Origin of the sequence: Streptomyces sp. LaPpAH-108 (genome assembly GCF_000373625.1) — a bacterium.
Taxonomy (GTDB): domain Bacteria; phylum Actinomycetota; class Actinomycetes; order Streptomycetales; family Streptomycetaceae; genus Streptomyces.
Window position 1 is genome coordinate 920,498 of the sequence record NZ_KB891987.1, and the last position, 13,824, is coordinate 934,321.

The following is a 13,824-nucleotide window of genomic DNA, read 5'->3' on the forward strand; positions in this document are numbered from 1 at the left end:
AAGGGCCGGCCGGACACCGTGACGATCATGCCAGGACCGGGCGAAGCCCCCTGCCGACTGCAACGGAAGGGGGCTCCGCCAGGTCCTGGCGACCGTCCTGGCGACCGTACGAGACAGCTGTCGCGCGGGTCCTAGCGCGTCTGCTGCGCCGGGACGCCGCGCGAGACCGGCTCGTCCTCGACCGGCGTACCGGCGGCGGCCACCGCGGCACCGGTCAGCGTGGCCAGCATCTCGCGGACGTTGGTCAGCTGGGCGTTGATGCTGTCGCGGCGGTTGGTCAGGGCGGCCAGCTCGCGCTCGGACTCCGAACGGATGCGGTCGGCCTTGGCGTTGGCGTCCGCCACGATGTCCTCGGCCTGACGCTGCGCCGTCTCCACCGTCTGACGGGCCCGGCGGTCGGCGTCGGTGCGCAGCTTCTCCGCCTCCAGGCGCAGCTGCTCGGCCCGGTGCTCGATCTCGGCCAGCCGCTTCTCCGCCTTCTGCTGACGCGAGGCCAGATCGCGCTCGGACTGCTCGCGGCGCTTGGCGAGGTTCGTCTCGAAGTCCGCGGCGGCCTGCGCGGCCTTGGCGCGGGTCTCCTCGAAGAGGGCGTCCGCCTCCTCGCGCTTGGACTGCGCGTCCTTCTGCGCGTCCGAACGCAGCTGGGCCGCCTCGCCCTTCGCCTTCTCGACGATCCGGACGCCGTCGTCCTCGGCCTTCGCCTTGCGCTCGGCGGCGAAGGACTCGGCGTCGTTACGGACCTGCTGGGCGGCCGACTCGGCCAGCTCGCGGTGCTGTTCGGCCGCGTGCCTGGCCTCCTCGCGCAGGTCCTTCGCCTCTTCCTCGGCGAGCCGAAGGATCTTCTCGACCCGCGCGCCGAGACCCGCGTACGACGGCTCGGCGTCGGTGACCTGGGCCTGGGCGTTCTGCGTCTCGAGGTGAAGCTCCTCGATGCGCTTCTCCAGAGCGGTGATCCGGGAGAGCGCGCTGTCACGGTCGGAGACGAGCTTGGAGATGCGTTCGTCCACCTGAGCGCGGTCGTATCCACGCCGCACAAGCTCGAAGCCGTAGGGGGAAGTGTCGCTCATGGGGTTCCTGTCGAATGAGACCGGTGAGGTGATAGGTGGAATCCTAGGCGCCGAAGCGGTGTGTCATCGAGCGGATACGTGTTTGATCAATAGAATGACACCTCTTTCGGGTGGCCGGGCCCCTGACAACTTGCCAAAGACCCGTCCGAACCCCCTGCCCCACGCGGCGCACCGCTCCGGCCGCTAGTTCTCCTGGGGCTTGCCACCCGATCGGGGTGCCCCCACCGTGGCGCCGGCCTTGACCCCGCCGTCCTTGCCGCCCGGACCCTCGAAGGACTCCAGCGCCTCAAGGACGTCCTGGACCCGCGAGATCTCCGTGTTGATGTCCTCGCGGCGGCGCACCAGCAACTCCAGCTCGCGCTTGCCCTCTTCGACCGTCTGCCGGGCCTCGCGGATCGCCTCGGCCTTCAGCTCCTCGGCCTCCTTGACCAGCTTGGCCTTCTTCTGCTCGGCCTCCTTGAGCAGCCCCTCCGCCTTCTTGACAGCGGCGATGCGCACCTTGCTCGCCTCGGAACTGGCCTCGGACACCAGCTCCTTGGCCTTCGTCTGCGCCTTGGCCAGCTGCTCCTCGGCCTGCTTGATGAGGTGGTCGCAGCGGTCGCCGGTCGACTTCATCGTCTCGGCCGCCTCACGGCGGGCCCGCTCGTGCAGCTCCTCGATCTCCGAGGTGACCCGGTCGCGCAGCTCCTCGGCACGCTCCCGGATCGCGGTCGCGTCCCGGCGCGCGCCGACCAGCAGCTCGTCGGCGTCCGTACGGGACTTCTCCACCCGGGAGTTTCCCTCCACCGTCGCGTCGCCGACGATCCGCTCCGCCTCGGTGCGGGCCGCGCCCACCATCGAGTCGGCCTGCGCCTCCGCGTCCGCGGTGGTCTGCTGCGCCTGCTGGTGGGCCTCGGCGAGCAGCTTGTCCGCCTCGGCCGCCGTCTCCGTGATGAGCGTGTCGACCTGCTCGGCCGCCTCCGAACGCCGCTTGTTGGCCTCCTGACGGGCCTCGTCCAGCGTCCGCTCGGCCTCCTCGCGCGCCGAACCGACCAGCCGCTCGGCCTCCGACTCCGCCTCGGTGCGCACCCGTTCGGCCTCCGCGCGCATCCGCTCCGCGTGCCGCTGGGCCGTACCCACCGTCTCGGCGGCCTCGGCGCGCAGCCGCTCCGCGTCGTCCGTCGCGTCCGCGATCAGCCGCTCCGCGTTCGCGACCGCCTCCGCGCGCACCCGCTCGGCCTCGGCGGCCGTCTCCGTCTGGAGCCGTTCCGCCTCCGACGCCGCCTCGGTGATGAGGGTGTCCGCCTGCGTCGCCGCGTCCGAACGGATGCGGTTGGCGTCCTCCCGGGCGTCGGCCCGGGTGCGGGAGGCCGCCTGGTCCGCCTCGGCCAGCGCGTCGGACGCCTCGGTCCGCACCCGCTGTGCGTACTCCGTCGTCTCCGCGCGCAGCCGGTCGGACTCGGTGATCGCCTCGGCGACCGTGCGCTCCGCGAGCGCCTTGGCCTCCTCGGCCTCCTCGTTCGCCTCCCGGCGCAGCCGTGCCGCGTCCTCGCCCGCGCGCTCCCGCTCCGCGTAGGCGTCGGTACGGACGCGGTCCGCCTCCTCCTCCGCCTCCCGGCGCGTACGCTCCGCCGCGTGCTCGGCGGCCGAGCGCAGCCCGGTGATCTCCTCCTGCGCCTGCTCGTGCAGCCCGGAGACCGACTCGCGCACCTGCTGGGCGTGCTGCTCGGCGGCGGACACCATCTCGGTGGCACGCCGGTCGGCCTCCTCGACCAGGCGGGTCGCCTCGGTCTGGGCCTCCTCCACGCGCTTGCGCGCCGAGGCCAGCAGCTCCTCGCTCTGCTCGCGGGCCCGCTCGCGCTCCTGGTCCGCCTCCTCGCGGGCCGAACCGAGCAGTTCCTCCGCCTCCCGGCGGCGGCGCACGGCCTCCTCCTGGGCGGCGGCCAGCGTCTCGGACGCCTCGGTGGCCAGCCGCTCGGCGGCGGCCTGCGCCTCCGCGCGCACCCGGTCCGCGGTGTCCTGCGCCTCCACCTTGAGCCGCTCGGCCTCCGCCGCGGCCTCGGACCGCAGTCGTACGGCCACGGCCTCGCCCTCGGCGCGCGAGGCGGACGCGTCGGCCGCGGCCTCGTCGCGCAGCCGCTCGGCCTCGGCCTCGGCCTGCTGCTGGAGCGTACGGATGCGCTCGGCGGCCTCCGACCGCAGCCGCTCGGCCTCCTCGCCCGCCTCCCGGCGGATACGGGACGCCTCCTCGCGGGCCTCGGTGAGCGCCTGCTCCGCCGACTCCAGGCGGTCCTGCGCCTCCGTCTGGAGCCGCGTCAGCTCGGCGGCGGCCTCCTCGCGACGGGCCTCGGCGGCCCGCTCGGCCTCCTCGCGCAGCTCGCGCGCGGCCCGCTCGGCGTCCTCCTTGACCGACTCGGCCCGCTCCTCGGCCTCGGCCTTGAGCCGCTCGGCCTCCTTGCGGGTGCGCTCCAGGGTCTCCTCGGCCTGACGGCGCAGCGTGGTGGCGCGCTCGATGGCCTCGGTGCGGACCTTCTCGCTGTCCGTGGTGGCCGTCTTGCGCAGCTCGTCGGCGTCCGCCTTGGCCTTGGAGAGCAGTTCCTCGGCGGACTTGGCCGCCTCCTCGATCTGCGCCACCGCCTCGCGGCGGGCCTCGGCGCGGATGGACTCGCCCTCTTCGACCGCGTCGGCGCGCAGCTGCTCGGCCTCGCCGCGCAGCCGCCGGGCCTCCTCCTGGAGCTCGACCGTCTTGGCCCGGTACTCCTTGGTGTCGTCCTTGGCCGTGCCCTTGAGCTGCTCGGCCAGGTCGTGCGCCTCGGCGCGCAGCCGGTCCGCCTCGGCCTCGGCCTCCGAGCGGATGCGCTCGGCCTCCTCGGTGGCGGCCTTCGTGGTCCGACGGGCGTCCTCCGACGCCTTGTTGAGCACGTCCTCGGCGGTGCGGGCGGCCTTGGAGAGCTGACTGGCCGTCTCCTCGGCGGTCGCGTTGCGGGCCTTCTCCCCGGCCTCGGCGAGGATCTTCTCCGCCTCGGCGCGGGCGTCGGCGACCAGCTGCTCGGCGTCCGCCTTGGTGGTCTCCGCCTCCTTGGTGGCCTCACCGACCAGCCGGGCGACCTGCTCCTTGGCGGTACGCGTCCGCGTCTCGTTGGCCGCCTCGGCGCTGGAGATCGCCTTCGCGGCGCGCTCCTCGGCCTCCGCGACCAGCTTGTCGGCCTCCGAACGCGCGCTGCGCAGCGCCCGCTCGGCCTCCGCCATGCGCTCCTCGGCCGTCCGGCTCAGCTCGGCGGCCTGGCGGCGCGTGGCGTCCGACTCGCTGACCGTGGAGGTGCGTACCTGCTCGGCGTGGTCGGTGGCCTCCTGGGCCTGCGCGGAGGCGGCGTTCAGCAGCCGCTCGGCGTCCGTGCGGGCGCGGCGCAGGATCTGCTCGGCCTCCGAACGGGCCGCCTCGGCGTCGGTGCGCAGCCGGTCGCGGGCCTCGCGGGTCAGCCGCTCGGCCTCCGCGCGGGCGGCGGCCATCGCCTGCTCGGCCTCGGCGCGCGACTCGTCGAGCAGCCGTCGGGCCTGCTGCTCGGTACGGGCGCGCAGCTGCTCGGCCCACGCCACGTTCTCGTTGACGTGCGACTCGACGGTCTGCCGACGCTCCGCCAGCTCCTGGTCCAGCTGCTGGCGACGGGTGACCGCCTCCTGGTGCAGCTCCGCCTGGAGCCGGGCCGCCTGCTCGGCGTGCTCCTGCAGGATGCGCTGGGTCTGCGCGCGGGCCTGACTCAGCTCCCGCTCCGCGTCCTGGCGCAACTGCTCGGCCTGCACCTGGGCATTACGCAGCAACTGCTCGGCCTGATAGCCGATGTCGCCGCCCTCGTAGGCGGGCCTGGTCATCAGAGTGCGGCGCGCCTCGTGCAGCTTGGCGCGCAGCACCTCGACCTGGTAGCCGAGGTCCTCGGCGTGCTGGATCGCCTTTTCCCGCTCGGTCTTCAGCCGCTTCATCTCGGCCTCGAACCGAGAGAGGTGGTCGACGTCAGCCGCCGGCTCTCGCTCCTGGCTCTCGTAGCCCCGCACTGCGCGGTCCCATCCGTCCCCTGGTCAGCTTCTCCAACGAGCTCCGTCCGTCCGCCGAACGGGGCCCCCGGGGAATGGTGTCAGATCAACGGCGGAGCACGGGCTGCTGCCCCGACGCTCGTCCCCCAACCCGGACCCCGGCATCGGTCGTCCCCCGTGTTCGGAGACGACCGCCCCCAACCCTACCGGCCCTTATGTACGAAGGTCAGTGGTCAGGTGACTCAACCGAGGCCGAAGTGACCAGTTCTGTCAGGACTCCGTGGCAATCCTTCGGGTGCAGGAAGGTGATCCTCGACCCCATGGACCCCCGTCGGGGCTCGTCGTACAGAACGCGTACGCCCTTGCCGCGGATCTCCTCGGAGTCCGCGTCCACATCCGCCGTACCGAAGGCGATGTGGTGGACGCCCTCCCCGTTCTTGGCGAGCCATTTACCGACCGCGGAGTCCTCCCGGGTCGGCTCCAGGAGCTGGAGGTAGGAGGCGCCGCCGTCCGACGTCTCGTTGATCTTGAGCATGGCCTCGCGCACGCCCTGCTCTTCGTTCACCTCGGTGTGGAACACCTCGAAGCCGTAGGTGGTCCGGTAGAACTCGACGGTGGCGTCGAGGTCGTGGCAGGCGATCCCGATGTGGTCGATTCGCGTCAGCATGTTTTCAGTGCAGCGCGTGCGAGGTGGTTACGCAACGTGCGCGCGATCACACCGTACGCCGGGTGACGGGTTCCGGTACCGGTCAGTACATTCGAAGTAAACCCTCGTTCACTCCTCGGCTGTGCAGGCCGGTAAGGGGATCGCAGCTCATGTCTTCTGGAACGACCACCTCTGTGATCGTCGCGGGCGCTCGGACGCCCATGGGACGGTTGCTCGGTTCGCTGAAGTCCTTCTCGGGTGCCGACCTGGGCGGCTTCGCCATCAAGGCCGCCCTCGACCGCGCCGGTATCGGCGGCGACCAGGTGCAGTACGTGATCATGGGCCAGGTGCTCCAGGCCGGTGCGGGCCAGATCCCGGCCCGCCAGGCGGCCGTCAAGGCGGGCATCCCGATGAGCGTCCCGGCGCTCACCGTCAACAAGGTGTGCCTCTCCGGGCTCGACGCGATCGCGCTCGCGGACCAGCTCATCCGCGCGGGTGAGTTCGACATCGTGGTCGCGGGCGGCCAGGAGTCCATGACCAACGCCCCGCACCTGCTGCCCAAGTCCCGTGAGGGCTTCAAGTACGGCGCGATCGAGATGCTCGACTCCATGGCCCACGACGGGCTGACCGACTCCTTCGAGGGCATCGCCATGGGCGAGTCCACCGAGAAGCACAACACCCGGCTCGGCATCGGCCGCCCCGAGCAGGACGAGATCGCCGCGCTGTCCCACCAGCGGGCCGCCGCCGCGCAGAAGAACGGCCTGTTCGAGGCCGAGATCACTCCGGTGGAGATCCCGCAGCGCAAGGGCGAGCCGGTGCTCTTCAGCAAGGACGAGGGCATCCGGGGCGACACCACCGCCGAGTCGCTGGGCAAGTTGCGCCCCGCCTTCGCCAAGGACGGCACCATCACCGCCGGGTCCGCCTCGCAGATCTCGGACGGCGCCGCCGCCGTGGTCGTGATGAGCAAGGCCAAGGCCGAGGAGCTGGGCCTTCAGTGGCTCGCGGAGATCGGCGCGCACGGCAACGTGGCCGGGCCGGACAACTCGCTCCAGTCGCAGCCGTCCAACGCGATCAACCACGCGCTGAAGAAGGAGGGCCTGGCGGTCTCGGACCTCGACCTCATCGAGATCAACGAGGCGTTCGCGGCGGTCGCCGTGCAGTCAATGAAGGACCTCGGCGTGTCCACGGAAAAGGTGAACGTCAACGGCGGCGCCATCGCCCTCGGCCACCCGATCGGCATGTCCGGCGCCCGGCTCGTCCTCCACCTGGCGCTGGAGCTGAAGCGCCGGGGCGGCGGGGTCGGCGCGGCTGCGCTGTGCGGTGGCGGCGGGCAGGGTGACGCGCTGATCGTGCGGGTACCGAAGGGCTGAGGAATCCTTTTCCGGCGGTGGTGAGCGACCGGCGGGGCGAGTGACCGGCGGCGCGGACGACCGGCGGTACGAGTGACCGGTGGCGCGGACGACCGGCGGTGCTGGTGGCCGGTGGCGCGAGTGACCGGTGGTGCGAGTGAACGGAGCTGTGTTGATGCGGGACGTCTCCTCTCTGGTGGCCGAGGCGCGAGAAGGGCGGCCCCGGGCCGTCGCCCGGCTGATCTCCCTGGTGGAGGGGGCGTCCCCGCAGCTCAGGGAGGTCATGGCGGCGCTGGCCCCGCTGACCGGCAACGCCTACGTCGTCGGTCTGACCGGCTCGCCGGGGGTCGGCAAGTCGACCACCACCTCCGCGCTCGTCACCGCCTACCGCAAGCAGGGCAAGCGGGTCGGCGTCCTCGCCGTCGACCCGTCGTCCCCGTTCTCCGGAGGCGCCCTGCTCGGGGACCGGGTGCGCATGTCCGACCACGCCTCCGACCCCGGCGTCTACATCCGCTCCATGGCCACGCGCGGCCACCTCGGCGGCCTCGCCTGGGCCGCCCCGCAGGCGATCCGGGTGCTGGACGCGGCGGGCTGCGACGTGATCCTCGTGGAGACCGTCGGCGTGGGCCAGTCCGAGGTCGAGATCGCCTCCCAGGCGGACACCTCCGTCGTCCTGCTCGCCCCCGGCATGGGCGACGGCATCCAGGCGGCCAAGGCCGGAATCCTGGAGATCGGGGACGTGTACGTCGTCAACAAGGCCGACCGGGACGGCGCGGACGCCACCGCCCGCGAGCTGAACCACATGCTCGGTCTCGGCGAGGCCCGCGGCCCCGGCGACTGGCGCCCGCCCATCGTCAAGACGGTCGCCGCCCGCGCCGAGGGCGTCGACGAGGTCGTGGAGGCCCTGGAGAAGCACCGGGCCTGGATGGAGGAGCGCGGCGTCCTCACCGAGCGCCGCCGCGCCCGCGCCGCCCGCGAGGTCGAGACGATCGCGGTCACGGCCCTGCGCGAGCGCATCGGCGACCTCCACGGCGCCCACGACCTCCCCAGCCTCGCGGCCCGCGTCACCACGGGCGCACTGGACCCGTACGCGGCGGCGGACCAACTGCTCGCCGGTCTGACCCGGGAGCCGGGGGACGCCTGACGCGGGAGCCGGGGGAGAGCCGGGAGCCGGGGGAGCGCTGGCGGGGGCACGGACTGCGACCGGGGTCCGGGGCCGCTTCCGGACGACGGGGTTCGGGGCCGCGCCCGGACGGCCGGGGTACGGAACCGCTTCCGGATGACCGGGGTCCGGGACCGCTCCCAGACGACGGGGCCACGGGACTGCTTTCGGATGACCGGGGCACGAGGCTGCGCCCGGATGACAGGGCCCGAGACCGCGCCCGGATGACTGGGGCACGAGACTGCTTCGGGCGGATGACTGGGGCATGGGGCCGCGCCCGGATGACCGGGGCCCGGGGCCGCTTCCGGACGACCGGGGCACGGGGCCGCTCCCGGACGACCGGGGCGCGGGACCTTGCCCGGAAATCCGGTATCGCCCCGCGACCCCCGCTGTTAGCTTGCTCCACGTGTTCCTCCTCTTGGCGTAGCGCGCGCCCACGCCCGCGCGGGTGCCCGGCACACGACCGGCCCCTCGCGCGGAGCGCCGTCGCGCCCTCGTCCCGCCTTCCGTGAGGAACCCCGCGCATGTCCGCGCCCGCTCCCGCGCGCCCCGCCGCGCCCTCGTACGCCGCCGTCCTCCGCGTCCCGCACGCCCGCCGCACCTTCGCCGCCGCGCTGACCGGCCGTTTCTCCAACGGCGTCATCCCCCTCGCCGTCCTGCTCTCCGTCAACCGCGCCACCGGGTCCTACGCCGTCTCCGGCGCCGTGATGTCCCTGTTCGGCGGCGTGGCGGTCCTCCTGATGCCGGTGCGGGCCTCGCTGGTCGACCGGTACGGCGCGCGCCGGGCCCTGCCGCCCATGGCCGCGCTGTACGCCGTCCTGCTCTGCGTCCTCGCCGTGCTCGTCTGGCGCCCGGGTGTCCCGGCGCCGCTCATCGGCACGGCCGCCGCGCTCGCGGGTGCCTGTGTGCCGCCGCTGGGACCGGTCATGCGGGCGGTGTGGTCCGCACTCGTCGCCGACCGGCAGCTGCAACGCCGCGCCTACAGCCTCGACGGGGTCGCCGAGGAGCTGCTGTTCGTCTCCGGGCCGGTTCTGGTGGGCGCGCTGATCACCTGGGCGCCCCCGGCTTCCGGCATCCTGCTGGGCGCGCTGCTGGTGGTCGGCGGGACGGCCGCGTTCGTCACGTCTCCGGCGATGGCGGGGCCGCGTACGGGCTCCCGCCCGGGGCCGCGCGCCACGGCCCGCCGGAGCCGGTCGGGCGGTGTTCCGGGACTGCTGGTCCCGGTCGCCGTGGCAGCGGGGGCCGGGCTCGCGCTCAGCGGGGTGGAACTGCTGGTGACCGCCTACGCCGAGCGGGGTTCCTACGACGCCGCGCTCGTCCCCTGGGTACTGGGTGCCCTCTCGGCGGGCAGCGCGCTGGGCGGTCTCGTGAACGGTGCGATCGACTGGCGGTTGTCCGCGCGGGCACGTCTGGCCGGGTTCACGGCGGCGCTCGGTCTGGTGATCACGGTGGCGGGCCTCGCGCCCGGCCTGTGGACGCTCACCGCGGCCATGGTCTGCACGGGCGTCTTCATCGCCCCGACCCTGACGACGGCCTACCTGCTGGCAGACGAGACGGCCCCCGAAGACGCCCGCACCCGCGCCGGAGCCTGGGTCAACATGGCGGTGAACGCAGGCAGTTCGAGCGGTTCGCTCCTGACCGGCGCCCTGATCGGCCGGTTCCCCCTACCCCTGTGCTTCGCACTACCCGGCACGGCCTCACTGGCCGCAGCGGCCATCACCCTCATGGCGCGGCGGGGCGGGGCGTCCGTGGCCGGGGCGTCGGGAGGACCTGCTGCCGGGGCCGGGGTCGGAGCGTCGGGAGCGCCCGTCACCGGGACCGAGGGGTCAGGGGTGGCCGCCGACGAGGTCGGAGCGTCAGGGGCGCCCGCCGCCGGGACCGGGACGGCAGAGGTGCCCGCCGACAGAGCTGGGACGGCAGACGCGTCCGCCGTGCGCCAGGCGGGTGTCGGTCGTTGAGGTTGGCCGGGGTGGAGGCGCGGTCCGGGGGGTGGTCTGGATGCCGCGCCTCGCCCTGGTCGCTCTGGTGGGTGTCAGAGGCGGCCACGTTGGGTGCGCAGGTGTTCCGCGACGGGCTTGAGGGCCTTGTTCAGGTCCTGGAGGGCGTCGGGGGAGAGCAGGTCGATGAAGTGGCGGCGCACCGAGGACACATGGTGGGGCGCGACCTTCTTCATCGTCTCCAGGCCGTGATCGGTCAGCACGGCGTAGAGGCCGCGCCGGTCCGACTCACAGTTCTCCCGGCGCACCAGGTCCGCGTTCTCCATGCGGGTGATCTGGTGCGAGAGCCGGCTCTTGGACTGGAGGGTGGCAGTGGCGAGATCGCTCATCCGCATCCGCATGTCCTCGGACTCGGACAGATTGACGAGGATCTCGTAATCGTTCATCGTCAGTCCGAACGGTTGCAGATCCTTTTCGAGCTGGTACGTCAACAGCCTGTTGACCTCCAGGTGGGTGCGCCAGGCGCACTGCTCCGCATCGGTCAGCCAGTGCGTGGCCGTCTCGGTCTCCATGAATGAAGTCTACCTAAGATGTTGAATGGCGAACTACTCTGGGTGATGTGACTGTGCGCACGCGTTCGACGTCACACTCCGCAGACTACCGCTCACAGCCCGAAGCGACGCTGGAGGTCCCCCAGCTGTCCGGGAAGACGCGGTGCCCCTGAGGCTCCGGTGGCGGGCCCGCCGGACGCTCCCGCACCCCCTCCGGGTACCCCCGGTTCGGACGGAACCGCCCCCGTCTCCCGGTCCGCCATCAGCGCCTCGGTCGACTGCAGCAGCACCGTCCCGGCACCGACGAACTCGAACTGGTGCTCCTCTCCGGAGGCGCCGCCCAGCCCCGTCATCGCACGTAGACCGCCCAGCACACCGGTCATATAACCGTGGTCGTAGTGATGGCAGGGGGAGGGGCAGTCGGCCCAGCCGACCAGCGCCTGGGGGTCCACCCGGATCGGGGGTTCCATGAACACCACCGGGCCGTTGGAGGCGGCCACGAATTTCCCGGTGCCGATCAGTGTGAGAAAGCCGGGCACGATCGACTGTTTGAGTGCCAAGCTTGGCTGGAAAGCGATCAAGTTGCCTGCGCGAACGGTCAGATTGCCCTCGTCCAAGTCGTACGAGTTCACGTCGAACGCCCGGTCCGCGAGCAGCATCTTGCCCGAGCCCTCCGCCACCACCCAGTCGCTCGCGTGCAATGGCGAATGGAACGAGGAACGCACCAGCCGGTCCAGCCGCCCGTGCCCGATGCCGTTGAACTCGATCGCCCCGTAATAGGCGATCATCTTCCCCTTCTGCAGGAACCACTGACCGCCCTTGAGCTCCACGCAGAACGTGTACGGGTTCACGTTGTCGTCGACCGGCAGGGTCACGGGGTCGAACACCACCGGCCCGCCCGCACCCGCGTCCGCGCTCACAGCTTCTCCTCCGATGCCTGGACATAGACCGTGCCGCTGCCGCTCAGCTCCAGCTGGAACGCCTCACCGGAGCCCCGGCCCACCATGTCGCGCCAGCCGAGCGCGCTGGAGAGCCGGTTGCGGACCTCGCCGTGGTGGGCGACGTACGCCTGGGGGTCCACATGGACCGGGCGCTGCGGGGTGATCGGTATCCCGAAGACGCCGCCGTGCGCCATCACGGCCACCGCGCCGTGACCCTGGAGCGTGGTGGTGAACAGCCCCTGCCCGGTGGCCTGGCCCCGGACGATGCCCATGACACCGCCCTGCGCGCCCATGAACATCGTGCCCTGCCGCAGCGAGCCCTCGAAGGCCAGCAGCCGGTCCGCCTCCACATAGAGCGTGTCACCGGTCAGGTCGATCACCTGCACATGGTGGCCGCCGTGCCCGAAGAACACCGTGCCGCTGCCCTCGACCGACATCAGCGGGGCCGCCTCGCCCGCCACCCGGCGCCCGAGCATCGACATGATGCCGCCCTGCCCGCTCTGGACGCTGGGCGTGAACGACACATCCCCCCGGTAGGCGAGCATCGCCCCGCGCTGGCTGAACAGCCGCACACCCGGCGCGACCGTCGCCTCGATCATCTTGGAATTGATCTCCCGGAAGCCCATGTCACAGATCCCCCGCGATCGTGTTCCGCTCGCTCGGCTGGACGTACACCAGCCCGTCGCCCTCGAAACGGATCTGGAACGCCTCCCCGCCGCCCTCCCCGAGGAGCGTGCGGAACGTCCCGCCCGACTGGAAGGACTGCCGGACGTCCCCCTGGTGGGCGATGTACGCGCCCGGGTCGACCGTCAGCGGGTACTGCCGGGAGACCCGGAGCACCACCGCCGGGCCGTCCGACAGCACCGCCGCCTGGCCGTGGCCCTCGACGGTCGTGGTGAACAGGCCGTTGCCCTGCGAGGCGCCGCGCAGGCCCGTGAACGCCGTGCCCGTACGCAGCCCGGCGTCCGTCGCCAGCAGATTGCTCGACTCCACCCAGAGCTTGTCGCCCCGGAGCGTCACGAGATTGATCTCCGACGCCCGGTCCGCGAACCAGCACGTCCCCCGCCCCTTCACCTCCATCACCGTCATCTGCTCGCCGGTCAGCCGCCGGGTCACCATGCCGCGCAGACCCTCACCGCCGCCGCTCAGCTTCTTGAAGGCCATCTGCCCGTCGTACGCGACCATCGAGCCGTTCTTCGCCTTCACGGCATCCCCGGTCATGTCGACGGCGAGCACCTTGCTGCCCTGTAGTCGGAACGTCGCCACACCGCGAAAGTAACCCCCGGCCGGGTGGAGAGGACAGGGCCCACGGGTGGAGAACGACCCTGAGCGCACCCCTAGGGGCACTGTTTGCCACAATGTGGCGACGCTTGTGCTTCCGTTCACAAAGGATCATGAGCCGCTCACCGGGCGACCGCGCCCGCGCCCCAGCGACCTCCCCACCGAAGGTGACCCGTGGACCTCAAGACAGCATCCGCCATCCGCCGCCTGCGACTGGTCTCGGCGCCCGAGGCCGTGTCCTTCCTGATCCTGCTCCTGTGCTCGGTGCTGAAGCGGACCACGGACTTCAACGCGGTCCCCGTGATGGGCGCGGTCCACGGCGTGCTGTTCATCCTCTACGTGCTCTTCTGGCTCGACGCCTGGAACCGCGCCAAGTGGAGCTTCGGCACCGCCGCCCTCTACTTCGTCCTCTCCGTCCTGCCCACCGGCGGCTTCTTCGCCGAGCGCAAGCTGCGCCGCGAGTCCGAGGCCGCCGTCATCGCCGCCCGCGCCCGCCGCGAGGGAGTCGTAAACGCATGATCGTCGCCTTCTCCGTGACGCCCCTCGGGGTCGGCGAGGACGTGGGGGAGTACGTCGCCGACGCCGTCCGCGTGGTCCGCGAGTCGGCCCTGCCGAACCGCACCGACGCCATGTTCACCTCCATCGAGGGCGAGTGGGACGAGGTCATGGACGTCGTCCGGCGTGCCGTCGCCGCCGTCGAGGCCCGCGCGCCGCGCGTCTCCCTCGTCCTCAAGGCCGACATCCGCCCCGGTGTCACCGACGGCCTCACCTCGAAGGTCGAGACCGTGGAGCGGCACCTGGCCGGGTGACATCCCGCGACGCATCCCGGCGGAACCCCGGCCTCCGCGGCCGGGGTTCCGCCGTCCCCCCACCCCCCGGCCT

General features: G+C 72.3%; 12 protein-coding genes. 5 read left to right on the forward strand and 7 right to left on the reverse strand.

The genetic code is table 11. The features are described 5' to 3' along the window. Positions 1 to 131 precede the first annotated feature (131 nt). The 3 genes from B079_RS0104270 to mce form a co-directional block, all read right to left on the reverse strand. On the reverse strand, positions 132 to 1,067 hold the full coding sequence (locus B079_RS0104270; protein WP_018544540.1) for a cellulose-binding protein: 936 nt from the start codon (positions 1,065 to 1,067) through the stop codon (positions 132 to 134). A 183-nt stretch (positions 1,068 to 1,250) separates the two neighbouring features. Further along, the gene (scy, locus tag B079_RS0104275) at positions 1,251 to 5,096 is read right to left on the reverse strand and encodes a polarized growth protein Scy (protein WP_018544541.1); all 3,846 of its coding nucleotides are present in this window, start codon (positions 5,094 to 5,096) and stop codon (positions 1,251 to 1,253) included. 205 nt (positions 5,097 to 5,301) lie between these two features. Next, on the reverse strand, positions 5,302 to 5,742 hold the full coding sequence (gene mce, locus B079_RS0104280; RefSeq protein WP_018544542.1) for a methylmalonyl-CoA epimerase: 441 nt from the start codon (positions 5,740 to 5,742) through the stop codon (positions 5,302 to 5,304). Positions 5,743 to 5,891: 149 nt separating this feature from the next. On the opposite strand from mce, the gene B079_RS0104285 reads away from it, so the two are divergent. The 3 genes from B079_RS0104285 to B079_RS0104295 all read left to right on the forward strand — a co-directional run bounded on the left by B079_RS0104285 (position 5,892) and on the right by B079_RS0104295 (position 10,190). Beyond that, a complete protein-coding gene (locus B079_RS0104285; RefSeq protein WP_199779857.1) occupies positions 5,892 to 7,091 on the forward strand; it encodes an acetyl-CoA C-acetyltransferase in 1,200 nt (399 codons plus the stop codon). A gap of 154 nt (positions 7,092 to 7,245) precedes the next feature. Next, positions 7,246 to 8,214, forward strand: coding sequence for a methylmalonyl Co-A mutase-associated GTPase MeaB (gene meaB, locus B079_RS0104290; RefSeq protein ID WP_018544544.1), 969 nt, complete (start codon positions 7,246 to 7,248; stop codon positions 8,212 to 8,214). 542 nt (positions 8,215 to 8,756) lie between these two features. Then, positions 8,757 to 10,190: an MFS transporter gene (locus B079_RS0104295; RefSeq protein WP_018544545.1), complete on the forward strand. Its 1,434-nt coding sequence runs from the start codon at positions 8,757 to 8,759 to the stop codon at positions 10,188 to 10,190. 74 nt (positions 10,191 to 10,264) lie between these two features. Here B079_RS0104295 and B079_RS0104300 read toward each other — a convergent pair whose 3' ends face one another. The 4 genes from B079_RS0104300 to B079_RS0104315 form a co-directional block, all read right to left on the reverse strand. Further along, positions 10,265 to 10,741, reverse strand: a complete 477-nt coding sequence (locus B079_RS0104300) for a MarR family winged helix-turn-helix transcriptional regulator (RefSeq protein WP_018544546.1) — start codon at positions 10,739 to 10,741, stop codon at positions 10,265 to 10,267. Positions 10,742 to 10,833: 92 nt separating this feature from the next. Then, positions 10,834 to 11,640 (reverse strand): AIM24 family protein, encoded by an 807-nt coding sequence (locus tag B079_RS0104305; RefSeq protein WP_018544547.1) that lies wholly within the window; start codon positions 11,638 to 11,640, stop codon positions 10,834 to 10,836. After that, positions 11,637 to 12,287, reverse strand: coding sequence for an AIM24 family protein (locus tag B079_RS0104310; RefSeq protein ID WP_018544548.1), 651 nt, complete (start codon positions 12,285 to 12,287; stop codon positions 11,637 to 11,639). The genes B079_RS0104305 and B079_RS0104310 overlap by 4 nt, the downstream gene beginning before the upstream one ends. Position 12,288: 1 nt before the next feature. Continuing rightward, positions 12,289 to 12,927, reverse strand: coding sequence for an AIM24 family protein (locus B079_RS0104315; protein WP_026248340.1), 639 nt, complete (start codon positions 12,925 to 12,927; stop codon positions 12,289 to 12,291). Between the two features lie 189 nt (positions 12,928 to 13,116). Between B079_RS0104315 and B079_RS0104320 the strand changes: the two genes are divergently transcribed. Then, positions 13,117 to 13,461, forward strand: coding sequence for a DUF3817 domain-containing protein (locus B079_RS0104320; protein ID WP_018544550.1), 345 nt, complete (start codon positions 13,117 to 13,119; stop codon positions 13,459 to 13,461). Beyond that, positions 13,458 to 13,751 (forward strand): MTH1187 family thiamine-binding protein, encoded by a 294-nt coding sequence (locus B079_RS0104325; RefSeq protein ID WP_018544551.1) that lies wholly within the window; start codon positions 13,458 to 13,460, stop codon positions 13,749 to 13,751. The genes B079_RS0104320 and B079_RS0104325 overlap by 4 nt, the downstream gene beginning before the upstream one ends. Positions 13,752 to 13,824: the final 73 nt, after the last annotated feature.